The sequence below is a fragment of the Desulfopila aestuarii DSM 18488 genome (assembly GCF_900143695.1).
GTDB classification, from domain to species: Bacteria; Desulfobacterota; Desulfobulbia; order Desulfobulbales; family Desulfocapsaceae; genus Desulfopila; species Desulfopila aestuarii.
Map to the genome: position 1 here is coordinate 18,993 of NZ_FRFE01000030.1, position 25,433 is coordinate 44,425.

Here is a 25,433-nt window from a genome sequence, read left to right on the forward strand (position 1 = left end):
TGAGGGGGGAGGGGGCAGTTACGTTCCGAAAAATACAGTTGATCCGTTTTTCATCGCATCAGCAATGGCGTTTTTTGACATTAATAATTGAAAATACAGTTGAAAGTCGGATTGAAGCTGGCTTCGATCATGAGAATAAATAATTCTGAAGAGTTCGGATTCTGTATATTGAATAGATTGTCGATCGTGCTCATAACTGGTCGAAGGCGTCCAGCATATCCTCTTTGTACATTTATGAATATTTCAAAAATGTAATAATGTCAGAAATAGTCGAGTCAGGATTTTTCAAGGACAGAATGGGAAAAAAGCGCAAAGCGTTTTCATGGAAAATGAGGTGACACCATGCTGAACACCTCAATCGAAGTTGTTAATGAACAATGCATTGATCGGGGTATTTACCATCTATCCCGGAGTAGCAGGCTCGTATATGAGCAATGTCTTTCTCGGCGTCGCCTGTTGGGTGAAAAGTCGACAGAAAGCCACCTGTTTTTTTTGTATAATCAATAAATGCGAGGGCGATTGGGATTTTTGCGCCAAGGGCTATGTAATAGAATCCTGTTTTCCAGGCAGTAACTTTCGAGCGAGTGCCTTCAGGGGGGATGGCGATAACAAGTCGATCACTGGTGTTAAATTTCTCAATGGTCTGTTCAACGACATTGTTTGATGACGACCTAGTAATGGGGATGCCGCCCATCCATCGCATGATGGGGCCACGCCAGCCTGTAAAAAGCGAATCTTTTCCCATCCACATCATTTCAAATCCGTAAATAAAGGCCATGGCAAGCGATAAGGGAAAATCCCAGTTGCTTGTATGCGGTACTGCTATTAAAACATATTTTGGCGCAGTTGGTGGCTGGCCCTGTAGCTGCCAGCCGCGTGCCTTAAGTGAAAAATGACACAAAATCTTAATGATGTGAGATACTACAGGGGTGCTGAATATAGTACGTTTCAAGATGTTGCCATTGGTAGAGTTTTACGTCCGGATGCGACCTCTTCAGGCAACTATCAGGAAAGTGTGAGCGGTGAAATCAGGGAGTGGAAGCCAGTAATCACTACTTAGTTAGACTCATCATGGTATGCATTCTTACATATCTGAGCCATATTTTCGTATCTTTGCGGTCTTAATAAATTGGGGCGATACGATCACTTCATCGCCACGCCTCAATTTAAGAAAAAGCAGCACATCTTCTTTTTTGACATCAACTTCAAAGAGATGGCCGCCACCCAAGTTGGGGTCTTCCCATCTTTTGGCGATTCTTTCGACAGTAGCCTTGTCGGGAGTCCAGATCAGACTACGTTGGAAACCTGAAATAGAACCTCTGTAAATCGTGGCGGAAGAGAAGGCTATGGGAGCGCCGGAGTCGTATAATCTTTTTTTATCGCAGGCCTCGAATAACTCATTCCACAAATATTGATCTCCGTCAGAAGAAAAAGGCGTATTCCATTGGGTATAGAGTGTGATAACAGCCTGTTCTAATTTTTCCGCCTGCCTGAACGCATCGATATTATTACGAAGGAACTGGAGATGATCTTTTTTATGGAGTAACTGCATTGCGACAAAAGGATCATCTTCGGCGGCTATTGAACTTTTAAGGTTCTCCAGCTTTTTTTGCATCTCCTCCCTGTGTCTTGCCTCCATGACTTCATTATCAAATGCCCCGGTAAAGACATCTGGAGGATAGAGGAATGCAATGTCCTGCACATTCCACTTCAACTTGTTGATTTTCAGATGTATTACATCACCCATAGTCGATCCTTTAGATCCTCGTTGTCGGTTTGGTGTAATTATACAGGGGATGGAACCGTATTTGTCTGCATTATCAAACGGCATTCTGCAAAAATCAAGGTTTTAAACCTCGGACGAACCCCTTTCCAAAAAAAAATCGAGGCATTATTGCTTTAAGTTGTTTTGCTTACCATGGAACGTTACCGAACCGTTGGGCCCACCATTCTTCTGCAGAGCAGGATTGTTTGACATCTTCTTTTCGAAAAGAAAACTCATATTCATTGCAGTAGCGTAGAATGATGGTATATGCTTCCGTAATTCTTCGTGTCATCTCAAGGCATTCTTCGTTTTTGCTGTTACATGTATCCGGGTGCCACTTGCGGAGCAGGGTACGATAATTCCTTTTGATCTGCGCAAAAGTGGCCTGTTCCGGAAGGTCCAGTACCTTTCTTGCTGCAGTAATCTTGTCAAAAGTGCTTTTCATTGTGACAGTACTCTAGGTTGGCCTGAGGGATCCTTGGTTCAAATGTTTCATTAACGATAAGAACAATTATCAGCATCACAACACTCCCTGGCGTGTTCTGTCTCAGTCATTGTTTTGTTCTTTGGATAGAAATGCAATAAACTGGTAAGGGGATATTGAAGGCCATGCTTGTGAGCACCACAATCATTGTATGTGGCAAGGTTCCTCCATCAAGATGATGTGCCAGTATGACGTTCCCGGTGATATACTCACCTTTAGTATCTTTTAACGAATATATGGGTGCGCTGGCGAAGGGTTTGAAGTATCGCTTTGTTGTAACCCGTCAGCTACAACTGCAAGGAGTTCCATGAATACCGATAGGATTTTCTCGGCTATCAAAAAAAAGCTGTCTGATCTGGTCATCACCAACATTCAGGTGGTCGATGTTTTTTCCCAGGATGTATTTGCGGCCGATGTCGCGGTGTCGGATGGGGTGTTTACGGGTATTGGCGATTACCGTGGTCAGGGGCGTGTCGAAATAGATGGCACAGGGAAATTCCTCATTCCTGGAATGATCGACGCCCATGTGCACATCGAATCGACATTGGTGACACCTATCGAGTACAGCAATGCAGCCCTTGCCAGGGGGATCACTGGTGTTGTTGCCGATCCCCATGAGATTGCCAATGTCTGCGGTGTCGCCGGAATTGAATTTATGATTGAAAACAGTCGTCATGTTCCACTGGATATCTATTGCATGCTCCCGTCATGTGTTCCGGCCACTTCATTTGAGCATTCCGGTGCGACCCTTACAGCTGATGACCTGCGGCCTCTTTACAGCAAGGAAGGCGTGCTGGGGCTCGCGGAAGTTATGGACTTCCCAGCAGTTTTTGCAGGAGATTCCGATATGCTTCAAAAGCTCGCGGATGCGGAGCGGGAGGAACGCCGCATTGATGGCCATATGGCGGGCTTTGACCTGGACCAGTTGAATGGGTACGCGGTAGCCGGCATTCGAACAGATCATGAATGCGATACCGAAAAAGGGTTGGTTGAGCGGGTCCGACGGGGCATCTATACCCTCATCCGGGAGGGAACTGTTTGTCGGGATCTGGTCAAAATGTTGCCGGCGGTAAATGAACGAAATGCGCCGATGCTCTGTTTCGCCACGGACGACAAACATCTTGATGATCTCTGCAGCGAGGGGGGAGTCGATGCCAGCGTCCGGATGGCAATCAGGCACGGGCTTTCACCTGCAACTGCTATTCAGATGGCTTCGCTCAATGTGGCCAGATGTTATCATTTAAAGAATGTTGGGGCTGTTGCGCCTGGTTATTATGCTGATTTTTCCATCGTTTCAGATCTCGATACGCTGAAGATTGAAGAGGTGTATAAAAGAGGTAGGCGGGTGGCGACAAATGGGGTAGTTGATGAGCGGGTGGAGTCGGCAAGTCATCAAGCGCCCGACAATATGCTTGCTTCTATCAATTGTCCTCAGGTTACCGAGAACAATTTGGCCATTGCCATGAAGGGCTGTTCGAAGGCCCGTATTATTGAAATCGTGCCAGGGACGGTGGTCAGCAATCATCTTGTGGAAAGCGTTGAGGTTGAAAACGATCAATTTGTCGTTGATACGGCTCGTGATCAGTTGAAGATTGCGGTCATTGAGCGGCATAAAGCGCTTGGTAGCATGGCAGTTGGGGTTGTAAAAGGGTTGCGCTTGCAACGGGGCGCCATTGCCACCACCATCGCTCATGATTCACATAACCTCATCGTCGCTGGCGTAACCGACGCCGACATGATTGGTGCAATTGAGGCAATCAGGACTATGCAGGGCGGCATAGTCGTTGTCGATCAGGGCAGGACCCTTGCATCACTGAGGCTTGAAATTGGGGGCCTGATGACCTCGGCTGCAGCCGAGGATGTTCTTGTTGCTCTTGGCCAGGTTGGGCAGGCTGCAAGAGAGCTTGCCCCCACCTGTGCATTTAATCCATTCCTGGCACTCTCATTCATGTCGCTGGTGGTTATTCCGCATTTGAAGATATGTGATTCCGGGCTGTTTGATTTTTCCACATTCAGCTTTACCGAGGTCCCGGTTGGCGATTGATATGGCAGGCGCTGAAGATAAAGAGCCTCGATTCAACAATATCAGCTACAGCTGGCGAAAAGAAATGCCCTAATTATCTGGCGGGTGTACAATGCCCTAATGGTCAAAAAGGCAGGTTGTTTGATAAAAGCAGCCGGTTGTGAAGTTGGTATATACGGCTCCTGATGGAGTTGGTGAGACAATGAGGATATGCATATGAAGTCTTCTGTACGTGCGTTGTTCCGGTGTGCCATGATATTGACTATGGCCTTAGTTTTTGTTGTGCCCTGTCAGGGACTGGCTGGTGACAATGGTAAGGGGGGGAAGCCCCCCAAGAAGGAAAAACACTACAGCGACAAAGCAAAGAAAGATAAAGGGAAGGATTCAAAATCGGATGTTACGGTTAATGTCTATTTTACGGACAAGCATAGGAACGTTATTCGTAACTACTACAGAGAGGAATACCGTTCCGGTCATTGCCCTCCCGGGCTTGCCAAAAAGAACAATGGTTGTATGCCGCCTGGGCAGGCAAAGAAATGGCGGCTCGGCTATCCCGTTCCCCATGATGTGGTTGTCTACGATCTGCCGACCACCATTATCCGTCAGCTCGGACCGCCGCCAGCCGGGCATCGTTATGTGCGGGTTGCCTCCGATATCCTGATGATAGCGGTTGGAACCGGGCTGATTGTCGATGCGGTCCAGGATTTAAATGATCTTTAAGAAACGAAATTGAAGCATGAGAAATGCATCTTCATTGAGGCCAGGTGGATTGCTTTTCGTTTAGAGTGTTTGCGACCTTATCCTATCCAAAACAATTAACCTTGAAAACAGCAGTCCGCCATGTCTCTTTTTGTGCTCTCGCAGGTCCTCGTTGGAGTCGCTCTATGCAGCGATATCATCTCTTTCCAGTTTAAAAAGAGAGCGCATATCATCAGCTGCCTGTTCGCATCCTGCATCCTGATATCGCTTCACTTTATCTGCCTCGGGCATTGGACCGCTGCCTGTCTTGGGATCCTTGCTGCCTCACGGTTCTTAGTCAGTCTCTTCTCCACCTCAAGGGTTGTCATGCTGTTCTTTATGGGGATGGCCATTCTTGCCTCGATCTTGACTTATGAGGGGCTACTTTCAATTCTTGGTTGTGGTGGCTCGCTTTTTGGGACGGTGGCCTCATTTAGTAAAGATGACAAACTGCTGCGTCAGCTGATGCTCATCGGTACTATTTTGTGGCTGGTCCATAATATCATTGCCGGCTCACCAGGGGCAGTTGTCGTGGAGATATTTTTTATCTGTTCCAACCTGGTCGGCTATTTCCGCTATTACATTCGCCCTGCACGGCAAGCGCTGAGCTGAGTGGATGTGTTGGAGCAGTCATAGCATATTGAAAAGGCACTGTACTCTGGGTTTATTTTTCTCTTATGTTTTGAGGCGCGTAAAATGAAAAAGCCGCTCCAGATAAGGTCTGTTGCGGCTTGAATTTTCGCTGGGGAAGAATGGAGAGAACAGGTATCAGTGATACATCTTCTTTTGCTCACTTTTGATGCGAACGACCTGAGGCTTTTTGGGAACAATGAATGCCACATGTCGTTTGGAGCCCACGAATCTGTTTCTCCAGTAGTCATTATCGAGACTCGATACCGTGATTCCCTGACTACTGCTGGCGTGGATGAATTTTTTGTCGGAAAGGTAGACACCGACGTGGTTGACTTTCCTTTTCTTCTTGTTGGCAAAGAAGATAAGGTCGCCGGGTTTCAGCTGATTGGCGTCGATTTTCCTGAGTGCCGAAAGACGAAATTGGTCAACAGAGCTGTGCGGCAGATTAATACCAAAAAGTTTTGAATAGACGGTTTTGGAAAAACCGGAACAATCCATTCCATTCTTTGTGGTTCCACCCGTTTTGTAGGGCACATCCAGGTACTCTTTGACCTTTTTTTCAAACTGTTTGTCGGTAAATCCAAAAGAGGTGCGGGGGGAGCCATATTGCCTTTCGGTGGCGAAGGCTGTAGCGCAGGAAATGGTGATAAGGGCGCTACTGAGAAGAATGGCAATACTTGTTTTGAATATGTTACGCAGGTGAATGGGTCTCGGCATATTTCAGTCTTGGTGAATTTTTCTGCTGGGACCGGATGCAATACCGCAATGCATACTTGGTAGAGGCCCCTTGTGCAGGCTTGGCTGATCGTCGAGATCGGGCTTTATCGCAGCTCGTTCGCTCCAATACGTATTATGCTTAACTTCTAGAACAACTCCTAATTAATTAGACAATTCAACCAGGAGTGTCAACGTGCAATTCAGAGGGGAAAATCAAAATTCTAAAAAAGATTCATCAAAACCTGTGAACGGTTAATTTGTATTGACGAACTGGAAATGGTATGCCGCAGCAGTAAATACATGTCGCGACAATGCCTGACCGATTATTGGTAGCAAAATTATTGTCTCGATTGATTGGCCGCATTGATATATGGCTGGAGGATTGGCGCCATTCCTTTTAAGACTTGGAGGGGTAAAGCCGAGGTGAAGCTGAAGGCGTTGGCCGAGCGACCACTGACAAAGGTGATCAGGGTACCGAAATGGTTATCACCAAGGTAGAAGACAAACGTCGCGGTCCTGTTCAGTGCCTGCGATGAGGTCCGGTGGCCTGAGGAGCTGGAGGTGATGATGCGATTGTCGCCGGTGCCGGTTTTGCCGCCGAGAAGCAGGGGCGAGCCATCGGTCTGCTGAAAGGTGTTCAGTAGCCTTCTGGCAGTTCCTTCACTGACAACTATGCTCATCGCCTTTTTGAGGACGGCCGCAACTTCTGGTAAAAGTACTTGAGTCGCTTGCGGGGAGGGTTGCTCTACCAGCGTTTCATAGGGTGTGTCTTTGCCGAATTCCAGACGAGTGAAACGGTGGGTGGGGAGCCGGCTGCCGTTATTGATGATAATGCCGACCAACTCAGCCAGCGCTGCTGGTCTGTCGCCTGAACTGCCAAGGGCTGTGGCCAGAGATGGAACCAGCTGATCAAATGGATACCCCATGTTTTTCCAGCGTCGGTGGATATCGGAAAAGGCGTCTATCTCCAGAACAGTCCGGATTCGCGAGTCGCGGGCGTTTTTGGCTTTAGTACGCAGCAGCCAGCTGTAAACATCACGACGTGGTTTCTCACTTTTGCTGATTGCATCTTTGAGTGATACTTCGCCAGGTTGTTGCAGATAGTCGAGCAGCCATAGTTCAAGAGGATGGACTGAGGCGAGATAGCCAAGATCCTGGAGGGAATAGGCGCCAGGTTTATACCGCTCATACATTTGTGCGAGCTGTTTGTTGCTTACGGTGCTTGTTGGAAGTTGGGTGCGGATAAAGGCGATATAATTTTTTTCGCTTGCCTGCGGGAAGAGATGGCGATGAATGATGGTTAACCTGAGGACTGTTGGCTTAATGGCGGCCAACAGTGTTTCCAATCGTTGCTCTGCGGTTTTTCCTGCGTATTTTCCCCAGTATCTTCTGAGAAATGTGCGGCTTTCCCGATCGATAAATATGTCGAGCACTTCTTTTCTTCGCGGATCATTGTCATCAAGCAAAAGCTGGCGATTATTTTCCCATTGACTGGCCATTGTGTAGCGGACAATGTCCTGCATGATCCGGACAAAGGGGAGGTTTAACGAATTTTGCAGCGATTCGGTCACAGTTGCGAATCGGTTGTTGTCCTCCTTGCGGAAATTCCCGAAAACGTGAATGCCGCCACCGGTGAAAAAACGCTCGGAGGGATTGGCCGAATATGTGCGTTGCATAGCCGCTTCCAGAAAAGGTGTAAGCGACATGCCTGGGTGCTGGACGAGTTGATTACAGGCCCAGAGGGTCAGGGGGTCGGGTGTTTTGCTGATAAGTTTGACCAGTTCAAGGGGCGGCCTGCTGACGAGATCTGCATGAAGCTCAGCGATGATCTCAAGATAGGTCGCAAGCGTTCGTAATTTGGCGGTTGAGCCGAGTTCAAGCTTGCTGCCCTCGTTAATATCAAACGGCAGCTGGGTGGTATCGGTCTGCACACGAACCATATTGCCGGCAGGGGTACGTTCAAAAAGGGTGAAGCTATAGCTGATCTCATCTGTCTGGTCAGACGTCAAAAGGTATTTCCCGACGAGGCCATACTTCTCTGCAGTATCTGGGGATTGGATATTTTTCAGATAGTCGCTGACTTCTTCCTGCAGTTTTCTGTCCAGAGTGGAAACCACGGACAGATCCATGCGGTCAAGTGCATAGAGCGAAGTGTCAAACTGGGAGGCGAGTCGGTTGCGGACGACATTCACCCCTTTGTTCTGGGTAATCTGCGGGGTGGCTGCGTTAATCTTGAAGTCACGGAAGAAGAGGGGCTGTATCTGGGCAGCTTCGCCGACCGCCTGGGGGATTACACCGTTATCGGTTAAGAGACGCACATAGCTGTTGGTCAGAATGGCAAGATCCTTACGTCCCTGGACGAGGTAATGGGAGGGCCGTCGGTGGGCAATCATCAGGCTGATAACCTGCTTTAATATCCTCGCCTGCATTTCCAGTTCCGGTGTTTTGGGGGCTTGCAGATTGAGCAGCCGATTCATCTCCTTGAAGGTCGTGCCGTACCAGATGTACATGCCATCGCCAAGGCCATTGACCTCACCATAGCCCGGTGCGGCAGAGAGGGGTACGGAATTGATGTAATCAAGTATCAGCTGTTTGCGGAAGCTGGTTGTATCCTCGCCGTTGCGGTACGCTCGTACGCTTGCAGAGCTCATCTGTACCAGTTTATCGAGGGCTGATGTGGTGAGGCCTCCTTCTGAATGACGGAATTTTTCCGTTTGGGTCGCAAGCGTGCTGCCACCCATGGCGGGCATATCTATATGGAGCAGTTCTCCGGCTCTGAACAATGCAGCCTTGGCGAAACGTCCCCATTCTATCGCTGGGTTGGCAGTGGGGTAGGGATTGGACAGCAGATTTCGATTCTCGATAAAAAGAAGGGCCTGAACTACCGCATAGGGGATGTCATAAAAGTCTTTGTATACTCTGGTAGGATTGACCACCTTGTACATGGTCTGCTGCTTACTGTCGACTATACTCAGCCCGGCCTGACTTTTTTCGTTGTAAGGGATGTGGAAGCCTCTTTGGGCATAGGTATACAATTCGGGGCTGAACCGGGCCTGATGGCTGACCACCATGCCGTGTTGTTCAAGGTCTTTTAGGATGAGCGGAAGCTGGACATAGCCAAGACGTTTGTCGTATGGACCCTTTTGAGGGAACACGATGGAGTCGCTAGGGCCATCGGTGACCCGGTAGGTGAGTTTTGCCGCATACTGGCTGAGAAAGCGGGCCTGGAAGGTTGAGGTTACTATTTCGTAATATCCGGCTGCACCACATGCTCCGAGAAAAAGGGTCGCAATGATTAAGCGGGGCCAGAGCGGTTTACGTTTTTTCGGCGGCTTGGAGGGCAGCGTTCTGGTCGGTGGAATTTCTTCCGCTTTCTCAGTTGTGACTGCCGATATCGGTCGGACGTTACGATTTGGAGATGAATGCGGTGGCTCGATGACGATATCAGCAAATCGCTGGCGTGAAGGCGTGGTTCTTCGATGTGCCTTCTTGTCGGAAATTACAGAAGGTTCTGGTGGGGAGGTATCCGGAGAACCATTTTTTCTTGATAGATTATTCACTGCTGCCTGCTTTACCGCAAGGTTATGGATTGCTGAATGTTACGGAAAAAAGTGCTGTTTTTATCGAGTCGTTTCGGCAGGAAGGATAATGAATGTGTTTCCAGGAAATACTATGCTGTCTTATTAGAGCCCTTTATCTAGCTTATTTTCTCAAATTTCTCTAGCGTTTTCAACTTTTCAGAGAGTACTGCTATCGAATATAGCTGTTCCCGGCCTGGTTGAGGTTATAGTGTTAGATTGCAGCCAGGTAGTAGACAGTGATGAAATTGTGTACGAAGATGTTTCATGACAAGAGAAGATTGTGAAAATTCTTGCACCGTTTCTTCGTAACATGCTAGTTTCTGTGAGTCCAAATCACTGTCTATCCAAACCCATAGAAATGTCGGAAGGTTATCTCCGGCAGAAATGAGAGAATAGGAAGAATGAGAGAATATGAAGAATTTGCCGCTGCACGATAATACGTATGCCACCGAAAAAAAGACATTGTCGTTTCCGGCCGCAACGTTTCCTTCGCTCTACTTCTATCTCAGGCTTATTGCCACCGTGACACGTTCCGCCCGTCTTGCCCAGAAGGGACAGTATGGAGAGGACGAGTGGGGGAGCAGTAGCCTGGAAGTGCTGGAGATACTTGAGAGAATGGGTGTCGATATCCGTGTTTCCGGTATGGATCATATCCGAAACACTGACCACGGGCCATGCGTTATTATTGGCAACCATATGAGTTTTCTTGAAACACTCCTGTTGCCAGGATTGATTCTGCCCAAAAGTCTCACATTCGTTATCAAGCAGAGTCTTCTGGAATATCCAGTGTTCAAGCATGTAATGCGCTCATCCAATCCCATAGCCGTGAGCCGGGTTAACCCGAGGCAGGATCTGAAGACGGTGTTGGAGGAGGGAGTAAAACGATTGGAAGATGGGGTTTCCGTGGTAGTTTTTCCTCAGTCCACCCGGTCGCACAATTTTGAACCGGCCCAGATGGGTTCTATTGGGGTGAAACTGGCGAAACGAGCCAATGTGCCTGTCCTGCCAATGGCATTGAAGACCGATGCTCTGCAAAATGGCAGAATTATAAAAGATTTTGGGGCTATCAACAGGGACCTCCCGGTGCGCATTGCTTTTGCTGCGCCATTTGCAGTAACCGGCAAAGGCAACGAAGAGATGGACATAGTCAATGAGTTTATCGGGAAAAAATTACTGGAATGGGGCCAGGAAATATTGGTGCGGCAGCGTTGAGATAAACGCCGGATAGGAGAAAAAGGCAGGGGATCGAGGTCCACCTGCCTTTTTTATCCTTCTATTTAACGTATTGCGGAATCAGTCTTCGTCCAGATCGGGTTCATCCTCGAAATCCTCGTCATCGTCGTAGACGTCATCCTCATCTTCTTCTTCCGAATCATCGTCGGTATCTTCATCGTCATCCTCATCCTCATCTTCTTCGTCATCGTCGACCGCTTCGTTTTGCATGCGAACGGCTTTAGGGATTTTGGATTCGGGGAGGATGATCTCGGTTATCTTGGCGATTTCATCTTGTATATCGGGGTCGTCCTGGCAGACAGGGCACTCAGCGGCATGTTTTTCCATAAAGGAGACCATGCGCGCAGGGGCCATGGTTTCTTCCTTGACACTGATGTACCACGTTTTTGCCAGTTTGAGGAGTCGTTCACACTGCATGTTTTTGGTGTAGTTTGTTAGAGTTGAAGATGAAGTGGGAGGCTCCTGCTGGGAAATGAAAGCCAGCAGGAAAATAGTTGTCAGTTGAAAAAATGAAAAAAACGTTTGCTAAAGCTTTAAAAAAACAGTCATTACGATGACAGCACTGAGCTCAGCATGTTGTGAGCCTGCACGACCCTTGAGGTTCATGTGTGCAAGAATCTCAAAAAAAGGAATAACACGTCATTATAATAAAAACTTGTTTTCAAGGTCAATGCTTATTATTATGCTTGCTTTCCGACAAGCCTGATAAGGGAAGTGGACAGGGCACTGGTGGCCCTCCCGGACTTCAAATCCGGTGTGTGGGGTTAATAGCCTCTCAGGTGGGTTCGAGAAGAACGCACTTCCGTCAGCAATTCCATTAGGTTACGTTCTGTAATCAAATTCCCCTCAAAGAGTACCTCAGCGCTAAATTGATTCGATCCTCTACTATTTCTCTACTGAGGAACTGGAATCATGTCTACAGCTATCACCACGAGAACACTCAATAAGCTTAAACCTGCAGGTCAGCCATACTTTCTCCGCGATACTACACTAAACGGGTTCGGAGTCAAAGTGAATACTTCTGGCAAGATTTCGTTTGTCTCTGAAGTTTGGCATGGGGGAAGATCCTACCGCAAGACCCTTGGCTCTTATCCTATCTTACAGCTTCAACAAGCAAGAAATGATGCCTTGGCCTTCATGTCCTCAGTTCGGTCTGGGGACTCCCAGAGGAGCAAGTCAGCTCAGATGGTCCTTGAGAAGCTCTTCAAACAGTACACAGCAAGCGGACGACTGAAGCCAAGGACAGTCCAAGATTATCAAGAAGCTGTATTCTTCTATCTCTCCGACTGGCTTAAGAAGCCTGTCTCATCGATTACGAAACAGATGGTCGAGAAGAAGTTCTACCAGATCAGAGACAAGGGAATCAATGGGGGCAAACCGACATACTCACAGGCTACGAAGGTCATGCGGATACTTTCGGCTCTGATGAACTACGCCAAGGCTGACGAGATGATCGAGAGCAATCCTGTTGAAGTCCTGAAGCTCAAGAGGATCGACAGAAGCATTAAGAAACGAGAGAATTACCTGCCAGCCCATAAGGTCAGAGAGCTACTCAAGATAACAGCCCCTGAGAGCCACCCAATGACGTTAGCGGTCCACCTGATGCTCTACAGTGGCCTCAGGAAGAACGAAGCACTACGGCTCAAATGGAGCGATCTGGAGCACGTAGAGGGCCTTCAGTGCCTCGTAATCAGAGACACGAAGAACCATCGGCCCCATTACGTTCCGGTCACTGAGGAGATCCAGAAGGTCCTCCAGAGAGCAGCGAATCAGACTCAATATATCTTCCCTTCTCCATTACAATCAGATACATATATCAAGGACGAGAGGCCAACTCTGAAGCGACTCAGCAAGCTCATCAACATGGAATTCAAATGTCATGACTTACGGAGAACATTCGCCACTAGAGCCTCAGAGGTCGGTATTGATTACCTGACGGTCAAGCGGATGCTGAACCATCGGAGCAACGATATTACCGCTCAGTACATTCAGTGGAATTCAAGACAGAATCTGCTGGTACTGAAAGATGCATTGGAGCAGGTAGCTTATTAACCCGAAGAATACAGAGGGGACAATGAAGGTCGAAATACTTGATGCTGTAATGGGCACTGGCAAGAGCACAGAGATAATCAATAGGGTGAATGACAGTCCTGACACCAAGTACATCATTCTTGTCCCCTTATTGACAGAGGTCGAGAGATACAAAGAAGCGCTCTCCAGTTCAGAGAAAGGGAAACGCTCAGATATTGTGGCGCTCGACACTAAAGAGAGCGAGACTAAGACTCAACGCTTCCTTGATGCGGTACAAGAAGGCAAGACCGTTATCGCTTCCCATGCCTTATTCTCCCTACTAAGCTCATGGGATCTGAGCGGCATTCCTCGGGGGGAGTACGAGCTGATTATCGACGAGACTATAATGCTTGTCGAGAGGGGCGAACTGAAGGACGAAGACATTCAGGTTGCTGAGAAGTCTGGGCTTATAGAGAAGAGCGAACACCCCTCCATAGAATGGCTTGAGATCTATGAGATGCTACCAGCGGGGGAAGCGCATATTGGCAAGAATGGTGCCCTGAGTTCTATAGTCAAGGCAGTTCAAGGAAAGCATATCTACTCGGTAGCCAATCGCAAAGTTGTCTTTGTAGTACCTCCAGAGAAGTTCGAGGTCTTCAATAGCATTACAATTCTGACCTACCTCTTCAAGGGCTCAGAGACCAACGGATGGCTTGAGGTCTTCAAGATACCCTTTGAACATCTGGAGCTGTACAAGGATAGTGCAGGAGGCTTGAAGACTAAAGCTCATATTGGGTATTACGATGGCGCGAAATTCAAGAAGCTTCTGGATATCTACGAAGGCCCATACAATGATGTTGGCAAGAAGGAACCAAGAGCCAAAGGGTATCCGGTAGGGAAGAAGTGGTTTGATCAACAGATGAAGAAGAGGAAGGGGGGAGCATTACCTAAGCTGAAGAATGATACTCGCTCATTCTTTAGGAACAGCTCCAGGGGGAATGAAGATAATTTGTGGACGTGTTTCAAGGATCATATTGAAGTACTGAGAGATAACCATTTCTCCCTCAAAGGGACAGGTGAATATCCTCAGGGGTATCTGACATTCAATACAAGAGCCACCAATGATTATGCCGACAAGCACGTTCTGGCCTTCCTTCTCAACATTAATCCTTTTCCAGAGATAGAGCTGTTCTTTAAGGCTCATGGGGCGACCTTCGATAAGGACAACTACGCGCTATCTGTGGTGCTCCAGTGGGTGTGGCGCTCAGCAATACGAAATGGCGATCCTGTTAAACTGTTCCTGCCTTCGGAACGAATGAGGTCGCTGGTTCAGGATTGGCTCATAGACTTCTTGCTGAGGATTTTAGCAAAACCTAGCAAGATGCCCTGTAAAATCAAATAGATACAGATGTATTCCGTAAAGAAGGGAGTAAGCGACAAGAGATACCAATAAATATATAAGCTACTATCTTGTGCTTTAAAGAATACAGATAGTCGTCAGCTATAAGACAAGCAAGAAGATAAATATAAGAGATATAAACAGAGAGACTAATAGTCAGCTATCTTGAATATTTCTAGAAAGATCTTTCTGGAAGGAAATAAAGATAACTATCTTATGTTATTTCTAGTGGATATGTGTAATCCATCTTGGTCTTAAGGTGTGCTTGGAGTCTTCCTGTATGATTATGCAAGACAGGTCTTCATGATCAGATAGTGTCTCTAGAGACAGATCTAGCTAGGTACAGAGGGAAGCTTCTGGTCCTCCCTCTTGACTTCATGATGAACGAACTGAATTCCTGTCTTGTTTAGCTTTGCTTGTTCATTATCTAATCCTGAGGAAGCCGTTGGTGATTCGAGGAGATCTGAACAGATCCGAGGGGAGCTTCCTCTATATTTGTCTCTAGAGACAGAATGTTCGGTGGATGATTTGTTTGTATCTCCGAGGAGTGCGCGGTCATGCAGTTCTATCGCCTAATACTGCCAATTATGGGCAAGGATACAGGGGGAGGCGTTATGCTAGAAGAAGAGGCGAAGGCTATACAAGAGGTTTCTAAGTTCGGAGTGAAGGCTCTGGATAACGCTGATAAGCTCGGGGGATTTCTCTCCAAAGTCTTCGGTACTGTTCCCGAAGATGTCGTAGGTGTAATTGGTGGTGATTGGTTACGCCATGCTCGTATCAGGAATGCAGCTGGCTTGGCGAAGAGAACAGAAGAGATTCTTAGGGAAAGAGGGATTGAGAATCAAACAGAGCCGATGAGTCCAAGTGTAGCCATACCCTTACTTGAAGCAGCACAGGATGAGACAAGGAAGGAACTGCATGAATGGTGGTGCAGGCTATTGGCCAACGGAATGGATCCCGATAGGAGTCATCTTGTAAGAGTATCCATTATAGAGACGATTAAGCGGCTTGATCCACTTGATGCACTGGTTCTTGAGAAGCTCTGTGAGAAGGCAGATGCTGAATACTCGACCACCTTTATGATTACCAAAGACATAGGGGGGGCATTGGCTGTGCATCAGAATGAATTTGAGTTATCAATAGGAAACCTAACCCGTTTAAGTTGTGCGATAAGAACCCCTTTGACGAATGATAAGAGCATAACGCATGCAGTTTGTATAGATCGGCTTGGTTGGGAAGTGATTCGTTCTACACGTCTATAAAGATAAGCGTTCTTGATGATATCTCGTGGAGGGTTAGCCGAATGGAGTAGATGTATAGGGGCTTCTTGATAATTGGGGAAATGATCGAGCAGGCTTGATGGGTCCGACTGTCATTCAATTGATGTCTCTAGAGACAGAATGTGCAGAAGGGTACCCAAAACAAATAAGGAATACCTTATGCAATTCGAAGATAATCGTCTTGATTATAAACACTTGGATTGGCTGAAGAAGACCATAAAGCCTAGAACGCTTTGGATGAAAGTAGGTGTGTTCTATACGGAGCTTGTGAATATAGCTAAGGGGAATATCATTGTCTCATTCGGAGAGACACCACCTGACCTTATTGAGCTTCTTCGAGCTAATTTCGAGTGGGAAGTTGAGGAGGCACGAGCTTTGCTTCTCTTCTATTGCTGTATTGGTACAGTGAAGATAACGAAGACGCTTCCTGGTGACCGTAGGCATCTGGAGAGTGCGTGGTGTGTCGATTATAAACTCGATGAATTCGAGGAGTATACCAAGCGGTATGAGGAGAACACGGATTACTATATGGATATTATCCAAGGGCGCATAACGATAGATGATCTTAGGGAAATTAAGAGGTTATCACTGCAGCGGCAATGAGTCCTCTTTGTCTGATCATTACGAGATAGTGAACTGTCAGACCCGTTGCTATCAACTCCAATTGGGAGTGACCAATTCTCATAGCCTAAGGCTCGGTCCAGCGTTCTGCATGAAGTATTACGGGCGGTATTCAGTAGGCGGAGACCAGCTTGAAGTTATCACGAAACATCTTCAAGGATGAACAAATCAAAAGGCAGAACCATTACTAGCGCTCTGCCTCGAATCTCGGGATCAATTTATCTTGTCTTTCTTCTGGCAACTCCAACGAGGCTAGCTAAACCTGTACCGAATAGTAGCATGGTGGATGGCTCGGGGACAGCTGCGGTATCACTGTTCGGCTCATCAAACGATTCTATTATAGCTGTCATCGTAAAGTTGTCGACCATACCGTCACCAGCAAAGGATAGATTCGTTATAAAGCCATACGGATCGTTAGGGTCGATCTGAGCACTCCCTTCTATCCCCATTATCGTGAAGGAGGATAATCCACCATCGGCAAGTGAGGTTAAATCAAATGAACTACCTACGCCAGAAGCTAAATTAAGAGTATTCTCTTGAGGTATTCCATCTGCATCATACCATATGAGAATATATTCATCGTTTTCATCTTGGCCTGCGTTAATGTATATAGATGCGAATTTAGGATCATTCACACCAACGCTATATTCATAACCCACAGCGTAATCAGGGTCGAATGGGTACATCACATTTTGATTAACCCAGAAATCAGCAAAGATCCACTCCGTAACATCTTCGAGAGGTTCGTCGGGAATAACAGGAAGCACTGGCGAAAGAGGGATGGTTGGATTAGTCGGGTCAAATACATTAGGAGTTTCTAACCAGTCTTCAATCGATAAGCTGAGTTGCAAGCCCGAGTCTACATGTAGAATTATATTCCCGATCTGGTCTTCAACTTCTGGTGGTACATCACCTTCGGCTACCATGAATTCTCCCCAAATCCATGGTTCTCCTATAGATAAATGATTTTCAATGCCCAATCCAAAATCTGTGTTTGTTGCAAATTCCATTACATTTTCAGATAATTGGTCCCATTGGTAATCCCATACGCCATTTTCTGTGGAGACGTATACTGATGAAAGCGATTCACTATGTATATAATCGTAGCGTATTATATCATCTTGGAATGGATCATCACTTCTTTCTGAAACCGGAACATCAATGTGAATCATTGCTTCTGCAGCACTAGCATAATATGATTCATTATAAGTGTTGTCTAAAGCCCATTGACTTTGATAGTTAATTTCTGATGATGCATTGGTGAATAGTGAATAGTCTATGTTAACCGATACATTCCCAACGTAATCATCATTGCCAATATCTGAAGCAATTCTGACACCAGCAGATATCATATTATCAAGACTTGGCATTATATCAGTATTACCATTTGAATCTGTAATACTAAATCCTTCGATAGCATATGCCACGTTGGTTTCATCTCTTCCAACGTCTGGATCGGCAGGTTCTATAGACTGAACAGTTATCTGACCAATACCTTCTAACATCTCAGAATAATTGTAGTTGATAACTGAACCTGCATTAATCCAACTATCTTCTCCCGGATCATAGAACTCGAAATGCCAAGCATGTGCTGTAGATGTAGCTGATAGCAATAGAACAAATGCAAATCCAGAGTATAATTTCTTCATTCTTCCCTCTCCCCATGTTGGTTTAATGATGCTCGGTCATCCCCTATGACATTCTGTCGTGAACTCCAATATGTGTGCCATATTGAGAACTTGCAGGTATATCTGCTAGAGAGGTTAATATCACTGTCTGCTTAGAGGTGCCTAACAATATGGTCGGCAAAGCCTTAATAACTCGTATTCCGGAATAACGAACAATGATTCCGCATAGACGAACGGTGGGTTGTCAAATAGAATGGAACTCGCTTACAGCTTTACCAACCTAATTGGCATCTTGTCAGATGCCGTCAGCTGAAGAGGCGTATGAAGGGAGCTCTCAGTACACAGAGGGGGGGCATCTTTGAAATCAGGGGGTAGCCCCACGATTTACCCGGGGGTGGGTTGATTTAGTTGCAATGAGGTGCCAACTAGTATAAATATAACCGCTCTGGTCGAACTAGAGTTTGGGATACAACAGGTGTTCAGTTTTCTTGAATTCTGTGATAGAATCCTCTACTGTGCATCTACTAGGATCAATCAAGAAGTACTCCTATGCAAGGGGAAGTGGACAGGGCACTGGTGGCCCTCCCGGACTTCAAATCCGGTGTGTGGGGTTAATAGCCTCTCAGGTGGGTTCGATTCCCATGCACTTCCGCCAGTAAATACTTAAAGCGCTCTACATCATTGATGTGGGGCGCTTTTTTTATCTAAAACTAGTCGAATCATTGCCTCGCTGAAAATTGTTACCAAATTTTGCCACGTGAAGGTGGCCTGTAGCAGTTGAAATGAACTATTCAACCCTACAGGATGCCAATACCAATAAGTGGTATATCACTTAGAGGAAAGAGGAATTGTGAAAAAAAAGGCCATAACCTTGCATCATGGCCTTTGGTGTAAAGTGCTTCGACGCATTGAGCGTATTATTTCTTTTTATTGAGTAATGGATATCCCATTTCTTCGCGCTGTACGACATAACTTTCGGCAACTTTTCTTGCTATGTTGCGAATACGACCGATATAGCGGGTTCGTTCAGCTACGCTGATGGCTTTGCGTGCATCAAGCAGGTTGAAGGTGTGAGAACACTTGAGGCAGTAGTCATAGGCTGGAAGAATGAGATTTTTAGCCACAAGCTTGAGGGCTTCTTCCTCGTAGATGTTGAAGAAGTCGATGAGTCGTTCAACGTTCGCCTCTTCAAAATTGAAGGTTGAAAACTCGACTTCGGCTTGATGAAAAATTTCACCATAGGTCACATTGTCATTCCACTTGATGTCATATACGCTCTCGACACCCTGAAGATACATGGCGATACGTTCAAGGCCGTAGGTGATCTCTACTGTAGTGGGATGCAGGTCGATGGATCCAGCCTGTTGGAAATAGGTGAACTGGGTAATCTCCATGCCGTCAAGCCATACTTCCCAGCCAAGTCCTGATGCGCCAAGAGTAGGCGACTCCCAATCATCTTCGACAAAACGGATATCGTGTTCCAGAAGATCGAGGCCGAATCGTTGCAGACTGCCAAGATAGAGTTCCTGGACATCTAGAGGCGAGGGTTTCATTACCACCTGATACTGGTAGTAGTGTTGGAGACGGTTGGGATTGTCGCCATATCGACCGTCAGTGGGGCGCCGTGAAGGCTGAGGATATGCTGCTCGCCATGGCTCCGGGCCGAGAGCGCGTAGCAGTGTGGCAGGGTGGAAGGTTCCGGCTCCGACTTCCATATCATATGGTTGCTGAATAACGCAACCCTGGCTTGACCAGTAATTGTCAAGCTCGAGAATTATATTTTGAAAATTCATTGAATATCCTCATCGTTCGTATTGGGACATAGAGAAACTATGGTAGCGTTCCGTGTCTTAAGGACCGGATGGCATACCGCTGTGCAGGTCGAGCACAACTATACTTGCCGCCTTGACTTTTGTCCATGGGGGCGTAATTGTATCTGCCTAAGCTACCACAGTGATTCTCGAGGGTAAACGATTTTCCTAACGGAGAATTTGCCGATTTTGAAGTAGTGAACAGTATTGAGGTTAAGGGGTGACTGTATTATGAAAGTTGCCCGGATTGAGCCTTTTCAGGTACCAGAAATGATCTCACTTAAACCTGTTGGGCGTGGTCTATAGAATGAAGGATCGTAATTGCTTAACATTCAAAAATACACCGATTATCGGAAGTTGTTGCAGGGCATTACCACTATAGCAATTGTCGGACTCTCGCCAAAAGAGGCTCGGCCCAGCAATATGGTGGCACGTTACCTGATGGAAGCCGGCTACAGAATCCTGCCTGTAAATCCCGGGCAGAGTACCATTCTTGGTTTGAAGTGCTATCCCCGTTTAACTGAGATTGCCGAACAGGTCGACGTGGTAACTATCTTTCGTCGGTCTGAAGAGGTTTACCCCATTGCTGAAGATGCAGTCAGGATTGGGGCGAAGGCCATATGGATGCAGCAGGGTATAGTTCATCCTGAGGCTGCTCTGTTTGCTGAAAAACATGGCCTTGAGGTGATAATGGACCGATGCATCAAGGTGGAACATATGCGTATTGTTGCGACGCTATAAGAGATCGATAGATTTCACGCTTTGGCTTTATAGCCAGTTCAGTAGCCGTTATAGTAAGTAGAACTTCTTCCAGTTAGTCAGTCTGTCATCTTTTCCTGCCACGTACTGATTTTTGTTTATCTCCTTTATTTATCATCTGGTATTGCATGGAACCTAAAATATTGAGCATACGTGGGGCGCGTATGCATAACCTGAAAAATATCAGCGTCGACCTTCCTAGAAATCAACTTGTCGTTTTTACTGGACTTTCCGGGTCTGGTAAATCTACCCTCGCTTTTGATACCCTTTATGCTGAAGGGCAGCGTCGGTATGTGGAGTCGTTATCCACCTATGCGCGCCAATTCCTTGGTCAGATGGACAAGCCGGATGTTGATTCACTGGAAGGCCTTTCACCGGCAGTGTCAATAGAACAGAAGACAACAAGTAAAAATCCACGTTCAACTGTAGGGACGGTTACCGAAATTTATGATCATCTGCGGCTGTTATATGCCCGTTGCGGACGTCCCCATTGTCCTGAGTGCGGCAGCGAAATTCAGGCGCAGTCGATTGAGGATATGGTGAACAGTCTTTTGGCAGAACCAGAAGGAACCAAGGTTATACTCCTCGCTCCGGTAGTGACTGACAGGAAAGGACGGCATGAACAGATCCTGGCGAGAATTCGTAAAGAGGGTTTTGTCCGGCTGCGGATCAATGGTGAAATGTATCATGCCGATGAGATGCTGTCGCTTGAGAAAAATAAGCGGCATACAATAGAGGTGGTGATTGACAGATTGGTCATGAAACCAGCTATTCGTCGCCGGCTCTCCGATTCAATCAGCACAGCCGTTAAACTGACAGATGGCTTTCTTCTGGTACAATATCCGGATTCTCAGAAAGAACAGCTTTTCAGCGAACATGCTGCCTGTCATGCTTGCGGAATTTCCATGCCACAGATTTCCACTCAACTGTTTTCATTTAATAATCCCCAAGGAGCTTGCCAGGAATGTGGGGGACTTGGAGTTAATCAGTTCTTTGATCCTGCTTTGGTGGTGCCGGATCAGAGTAAGAGTATCATTGATGGTGCAATTGCCCCCTGGGGATGGCGTTCGGAATCAACCTATACCGGGCAGATGTTGTCATCAGTGGCAGAACATTTTGGCTTCTCACTTAAAACCCCATTTGAGGAACTGAAACCACAGCATCAGAATGTGGTACTTTATGGTTCTGGAGGTGAGTTGATTCGTTTTCATTACCAGAAAGAAAAGAGGGAGATGACCTCGGAAATACATTTCGAGGGAGTTATTCCGCAGCTCGATAGGCGATTCCATGAAACCCAATCTCCAATGATTCGTGAAGAGCTCGCCAAATTCATGAACGAGCAGGTATGCTCGCAATGCGGAGGGGCCAGACTGAAACCGGAAGCATTGGCAGTAAAAGTTGGTAACTGGTCGATTTATGAACTGACATGTTTTTCAATCGGTAAGCTTCTCGAAGAATTGCCGGTTTTTCCCCTCAATAGCCGTGAACGGAAAATTGGTGAGCCCATCTTGAAAGAGATTGTTGACCGACTTTCCTTCCTTGAGGATGTTGGGCTTGGCTATCTCTCTTTAGACCGCAGGTCAGGTACGCTATCCGGGGGGGAAGCACAGCGAATTCGCCTTGCTTCTCAGATCGGTTCTCGTTTAGCAGGCGTACTCTATATATTGGATGAGCCCAGTATTGGACTTCATCAACGAGACAATCAAAAGCTTATCAATACGTTGATTGAACTGCGTGACCTTGGTAACAGCGTCATTGTTGTCGAGCATGATACGGATACAATTCTTGCAGCCGATCATGTGCTCGATATGGGACCTGGTGCCGGGGTTCATGGAGGGGAAGTTGTTTATTGCGGTGATGTGCAGGGACTTTTGGAAAGCAATACCTCAGTGACAGGTGCATATCTATCTGATCGGTTGCGTATTGAGGTCCCAGAAAAGAGGAGAGCGGCCAAGGGGCGTAAGCGAAGTTCCCTGATGGTGAAAAACGCTTGCACCAACAATTTAAAGAATGTTGATGTTGCCTTTCCACTTGGAGTCATGACATGTGTAACAGGTGTTTCTGGCTCAGGCAAGAGTTCACTTGTTATTGAAACCCTTTATAGGTTGGCAAGAAAGGCGTTGTCGCTTAAGAGAAATAGTTATGATGGTCTGGATGGAGGTATCAGTGGATTGGATCAGGTAGATAAGATAGTCGATATTGACCAAAGTCCTATCGGGCGGACACCTCGTTCTAATCCTGCCACATATACAGGAGTCTTTACCCCGATCCGAGATCTCTTTGCCAAGCTACCCGAATCACGAGCACGCGGCTATACTCCTGGAAGATTCAGTTTTAATGTCAAAGGTGGCCGATGTGAGGCTTGTGGTGGAGAGGGACTGATAAAAATCGCCATGCACTTCTTGCCGGATATTTATGTTATGTGTGAGCGATGTCAGGGCAAGAGATATAACATAGAAACCCTCGACATCCATTATAAAGGAAAGAATATTCACGAGGTCCTCAATATGACAGTTGAGGAAGCTCTTGAGTTTTTCCAGAATATTCCGACAATACAGGGGCGACTGCAGACCCTCTTTGATGTCGGTTTGTCCTATATAAAACTTGGACAATCTTCAGTTACCTTGTCTGGAGGAGAAGCGCAGAGGGTAAAACTGGCACGTGAATTGTCGGGACGACCGAGCGGAAAAACACTGTATATACTTGATGAGCCGACTACCGGTTTGCATCCTGCAGACATTCAGCATTTGCTGAATGTGCTCGAACGTCTGGTTGAACATGGGAATACGGTAGTCGTAATCGAGCATAACCTGGATGTGGTGAAAACCGCGGATTGGATAATCGATATAGGGCCGGAGGGTGGAGATGGTGGCGGTATGATTGTTGCTGATGGTACGCCTGAGACTATTGCAGAGAATAACGAATCATACACAGGTCGATTTCTTAAGCCAGTCCTGGAACGACAGCTTGAAAGAGAAACTGGTTAAAAGCTTGCCTGAAGAGAGGAAGTACGGTTAAATGCCTCCGTGCTGTGACACAATAATACGTTAATCAGGTCAAGATGGCGCCAGATTCACGTTACTGAAGAGAAACAGTACGACATGAGAATTTGTTAATTGAGTTACAGGGCTGCGATGTCGGCCTTCGTGGCTTTTTACGAAATCAGCAACCACAAATACTACGAGGATGAGAATGGCTGAAAATACCAAGAATCCGGAGAATGCTGCGCGTCCCGAATTTCGCATGCAGAAAATGTTCATTAAAGATTTTTCTTTTGAGAATCCGAATGCACCAGAGGTGTACATCACACCCCAGAAATCTGAACCTAAAGTTGAGTTGAATCTTAACCTCAACCACACGTCACTAGATAACGACCACTATGAAGTTACTCTGAAGATTTATGCAAAAGTCGCAACTAAGGATGACGAGAAGACGCTTTTTATCCTTGAGATTGAACATTCAGGCATTTTCCTTATTCGCAATGTACCGCAGGAACATATTGAGATGGTACTTGGTGTAGATTGTCCGACCTTGTTGTTTCCTTTCACACGGCAGATAGTTAGTCAGGTTACTGTTGATGGTGGCTTCTCACCATTCCTGATGGAACCTGTCAACTTTATGGCGCTGTTTCAGAATGCCAAAGCCAAGAAAGAAGCCAACAACTGATAGAATTTCTAGAGGTTGAAATGAAAAAAGGGACATCCCATTCGGGAAGTCCCTTTTTTGTATTTGGCAAGAGAGCGAGGATGAAATGTGGTTTTACATGAATGTATAGATAACGAAATTGTCAACCAGCTTCGTTACCCCTTGCTCAATCGCTCTGTTGAATAGGACATCATACTGGTTGTCAGCGAGGACTGATTCGGGAGATACCTTAACCATAACCCTATTGGTCCAAACGACTTTGCCGGTTGATGTTTCCTGAATCCATATACGCATTTGGACAGCTGCTTGCTCAACTTTGCCACTGTGGTAATTTATATTGCCAACAACAAGTCCGCCGGCTCCCCAGATTGCAGCATTATCACCGTTATGACTTGTTGGTGAATTTGCATTATTACCAATGATGGAGCCAATAAGAGCGCCTGTTGCCATGTTATTGAATACGTCATAATTCTCAGAGTCAGCAAAACCGAATAAAAGGCGGCTGGAACCGTTGTTAATGAAAGGGAGAATGCCTTTTTTCCAGGGTTCCCATGATGTGTCCTCTCGAGTTTTGAACTCGAGAATACGACCACGAACAACGTAATCCGCATTAAAATCGTGCCCAATCTTGGTGATTGCTTGAGGGGTGAGACCATGGGTACCAGGAGAATCCATGGGTGAGTCGCTTTTGCTCATGTTCTGCTCAGCTTGGTAACGCTGGAGCTCACCTTTCATAACGTCTGACCAATCGCTGTCTGCGAGAGCGGCGCTGATGGAACTGGATTTGCGTGCATCATAGAGCTGAATTATATCCTCAGCCACAAGATACTGAAAAACATCCTCTTGGACAGGCAATGAAAAGCCGTTGGCGAGAAATCGATCTGTCAGTGACTCGGTGACCATCATGTTTCTCCGCTGAGCTGAGGCGATACTGCCACCATCAGAGTAGTCGGCAAATGGCAGTATAACGAGTGTCTTCCCGACCCCAGGAGCGTTATGGCCTGGGTTTTCTGGTACATGAAGGGTTTCCACCACTGTCTGACCGCAACCGACCATGCTCAGTGCCAGAATCCCCAAAAAGAAATATTTGATCCTCTCCATAATCA

The 25,433-nt window shown here is 46.6% G+C and carries 20 protein-coding genes and 2 tRNA genes; 13 read left to right on the top strand and 9 right to left on the bottom strand.

Going from position 1 to position 25,433, the window contains the following annotated elements; all coding sequences use genetic code 11:
• Window positions 1–367: 367 nt before the first annotated feature.
• The 3 genes from BUF15_RS21120 to BUF15_RS21130 all read right to left on the bottom strand — a co-directional run bounded on the left by BUF15_RS21120 (window position 368) and on the right by BUF15_RS21130 (window position 2,210).
• Window positions 368–952, bottom strand: a complete 585-nt coding sequence (locus BUF15_RS21120; RefSeq protein WP_073615704.1) for a lysophospholipid acyltransferase family protein — start codon at window positions 950–952, stop codon at window positions 368–370.
• Between the two features lie 132 nt (window positions 953–1,084).
• The gene (locus BUF15_RS21125; RefSeq protein ID WP_073615705.1) at window positions 1,085–1,747 is read right to left on the bottom strand and encodes a hypothetical protein; all 663 of its coding nucleotides are present in this window, start codon (window positions 1,745–1,747) and stop codon (window positions 1,085–1,087) included.
• A gap of 166 nt (window positions 1,748–1,913) precedes the next feature.
• Window positions 1,914–2,210 carry a J domain-containing protein gene (locus BUF15_RS21130; RefSeq protein ID WP_073615706.1) on the bottom strand — a complete coding sequence of 99 codons (297 nt, stop codon included), beginning with the start codon at window positions 2,208–2,210 and terminating at the stop codon, window positions 1,914–1,916.
• 346 nt (window positions 2,211–2,556) lie between these two features.
• Between BUF15_RS21130 and ade the strand changes: the two genes are divergently transcribed.
• The 3 genes from ade to BUF15_RS21145 all read left to right on the top strand — a co-directional run bounded on the left by ade (window position 2,557) and on the right by BUF15_RS21145 (window position 5,622).
• Window positions 2,557–4,293, top strand: a complete 1,737-nt coding sequence (gene ade / locus BUF15_RS21135; protein ID WP_073615707.1) for an adenine deaminase — start codon at window positions 2,557–2,559, stop codon at window positions 4,291–4,293.
• Window positions 4,294–4,488: 195 nt separating this feature from the next.
• Window positions 4,489–4,992: an RcnB family protein gene (locus BUF15_RS21140; protein ID WP_084554326.1), complete on the top strand. Its 504-nt coding sequence runs from the start codon at window positions 4,489–4,491 to the stop codon at window positions 4,990–4,992.
• Window positions 4,993–5,112: 120 nt separating this feature from the next.
• Window positions 5,113–5,622, top strand: coding sequence for a YgjV family protein (locus BUF15_RS21145; protein ID WP_073615709.1), 510 nt, complete (start codon window positions 5,113–5,115; stop codon window positions 5,620–5,622).
• A gap of 156 nt (window positions 5,623–5,778) precedes the next feature.
• Here the strand turns inward: BUF15_RS21145 and BUF15_RS21150 are convergent, their stop codons facing one another.
• Both BUF15_RS21150 and BUF15_RS21155 read right to left on the bottom strand, forming a co-directional pair.
• Window positions 5,779–6,360 (bottom strand): C40 family peptidase, encoded by a 582-nt coding sequence (locus tag BUF15_RS21150; RefSeq protein WP_073615710.1) that lies wholly within the window; start codon window positions 6,358–6,360, stop codon window positions 5,779–5,781.
• 338 nt (window positions 6,361–6,698) lie between these two features.
• Window positions 6,699–9,920 carry a transglycosylase domain-containing protein gene (locus BUF15_RS21155; RefSeq protein WP_200802444.1) on the bottom strand — a complete coding sequence of 1,074 codons (3,222 nt, stop codon included), beginning with the start codon at window positions 9,918–9,920 and terminating at the stop codon, window positions 6,699–6,701.
• A gap of 432 nt (window positions 9,921–10,352) precedes the next feature.
• On the opposite strand from BUF15_RS21155, the gene BUF15_RS21160 reads away from it, so the two are divergent.
• Complete coding sequence (locus BUF15_RS21160; RefSeq protein WP_143170815.1) at window positions 10,353–11,153, top strand: lysophospholipid acyltransferase family protein; 801 nt, start codon at window positions 10,353–10,355, stop codon at window positions 11,151–11,153.
• An 81-nt stretch (window positions 11,154–11,234) separates the two neighbouring features.
• On the opposite strand, the gene BUF15_RS27195 is transcribed toward BUF15_RS21160, so the two are convergent.
• On the bottom strand, window positions 11,235–11,528 hold the full coding sequence (locus BUF15_RS27195) for a hypothetical protein (protein WP_200802445.1): 294 nt from the start codon (window positions 11,526–11,528) through the stop codon (window positions 11,235–11,237).
• Window positions 11,529–11,884: 356 nt separating this feature from the next.
• On the opposite strand from BUF15_RS27195, the gene BUF15_RS27200 reads away from it, so the two are divergent.
• From BUF15_RS27200 to BUF15_RS21185, 5 genes are all read left to right on the top strand, one after another.
• Window positions 11,885–11,979 (top strand) — tRNA-Sec (locus BUF15_RS27200).
• 107 nt (window positions 11,980–12,086) lie between these two features.
• Complete coding sequence (locus tag BUF15_RS21170) at window positions 12,087–13,226, top strand: tyrosine-type recombinase/integrase (RefSeq protein WP_073615711.1); 1,140 nt, start codon at window positions 12,087–12,089, stop codon at window positions 13,224–13,226.
• A gap of 22 nt (window positions 13,227–13,248) precedes the next feature.
• Window positions 13,249–14,586 carry a hypothetical protein gene (locus BUF15_RS21175; protein ID WP_073615712.1) on the top strand — a complete coding sequence of 446 codons (1,338 nt, stop codon included), beginning with the start codon at window positions 13,249–13,251 and terminating at the stop codon, window positions 14,584–14,586.
• A 611-nt stretch (window positions 14,587–15,197) separates the two neighbouring features.
• Entirely contained in the window at window positions 15,198–15,845 is a 648-nt protein-coding gene (locus BUF15_RS21180; RefSeq protein ID WP_159441345.1) for an Abi-alpha family protein, read from the top strand.
• A gap of 177 nt (window positions 15,846–16,022) precedes the next feature.
• Entirely contained in the window at window positions 16,023–16,466 is a 444-nt protein-coding gene (locus BUF15_RS21185; RefSeq protein WP_073615714.1) for a hypothetical protein, read from the top strand.
• A gap of 236 nt (window positions 16,467–16,702) precedes the next feature.
• Here BUF15_RS21185 and BUF15_RS21190 read toward each other — a convergent pair whose 3' ends face one another.
• On the bottom strand, window positions 16,703–18,133 hold the full coding sequence (locus BUF15_RS21190) for a PEP-CTERM sorting domain-containing protein (RefSeq protein ID WP_073615715.1): 1,431 nt from the start codon (window positions 18,131–18,133) through the stop codon (window positions 16,703–16,705).
• A 536-nt stretch (window positions 18,134–18,669) separates the two neighbouring features.
• Here BUF15_RS21190 and BUF15_RS21195 point away from each other — a divergent pair.
• Window positions 18,670–18,767, top strand: a tRNA-Sec gene (locus tag BUF15_RS21195).
• A 262-nt stretch (window positions 18,768–19,029) separates the two neighbouring features.
• Here BUF15_RS21195 and glyQ read toward each other — a convergent pair.
• Window positions 19,030–19,905, bottom strand: coding sequence for a glycine--tRNA ligase subunit alpha (glyQ, locus tag BUF15_RS21200; RefSeq protein WP_073615716.1), 876 nt, complete (start codon window positions 19,903–19,905; stop codon window positions 19,030–19,032).
• Window positions 19,906–20,244: 339 nt separating this feature from the next.
• Here glyQ and BUF15_RS21205 point away from each other — a divergent pair, with 339 nt between their 5' ends.
• The 3 genes from BUF15_RS21205 (at window position 20,245) to secB (ending at window position 24,348) form a co-directional block, all read left to right on the top strand.
• Window positions 20,245–20,664, top strand: a complete 420-nt coding sequence (locus BUF15_RS21205; RefSeq protein WP_234981242.1) for a CoA-binding protein — start codon at window positions 20,245–20,247, stop codon at window positions 20,662–20,664.
• A gap of 146 nt (window positions 20,665–20,810) precedes the next feature.
• The gene (gene uvrA / locus BUF15_RS21210) at window positions 20,811–23,669 is read left to right on the top strand and encodes an excinuclease ABC subunit UvrA (protein WP_073615717.1); all 2,859 of its coding nucleotides are present in this window, start codon (window positions 20,811–20,813) and stop codon (window positions 23,667–23,669) included.
• Between the two features lie 205 nt (window positions 23,670–23,874).
• Window positions 23,875–24,348: a protein-export chaperone SecB gene (secB, locus tag BUF15_RS21215; protein ID WP_073615718.1), complete on the top strand. Its 474-nt coding sequence runs from the start codon at window positions 23,875–23,877 to the stop codon at window positions 24,346–24,348.
• 93 nt (window positions 24,349–24,441) lie between these two features.
• On the opposite strand, the gene BUF15_RS21220 is transcribed toward secB, so the two are convergent.
• Window positions 24,442–25,428 carry a hypothetical protein gene (locus tag BUF15_RS21220; protein WP_073615719.1) on the bottom strand — a complete coding sequence of 329 codons (987 nt, stop codon included), beginning with the start codon at window positions 25,426–25,428 and terminating at the stop codon, window positions 24,442–24,444.
• Between the last annotated feature and the right edge of the window lie 5 nt (window positions 25,429–25,433).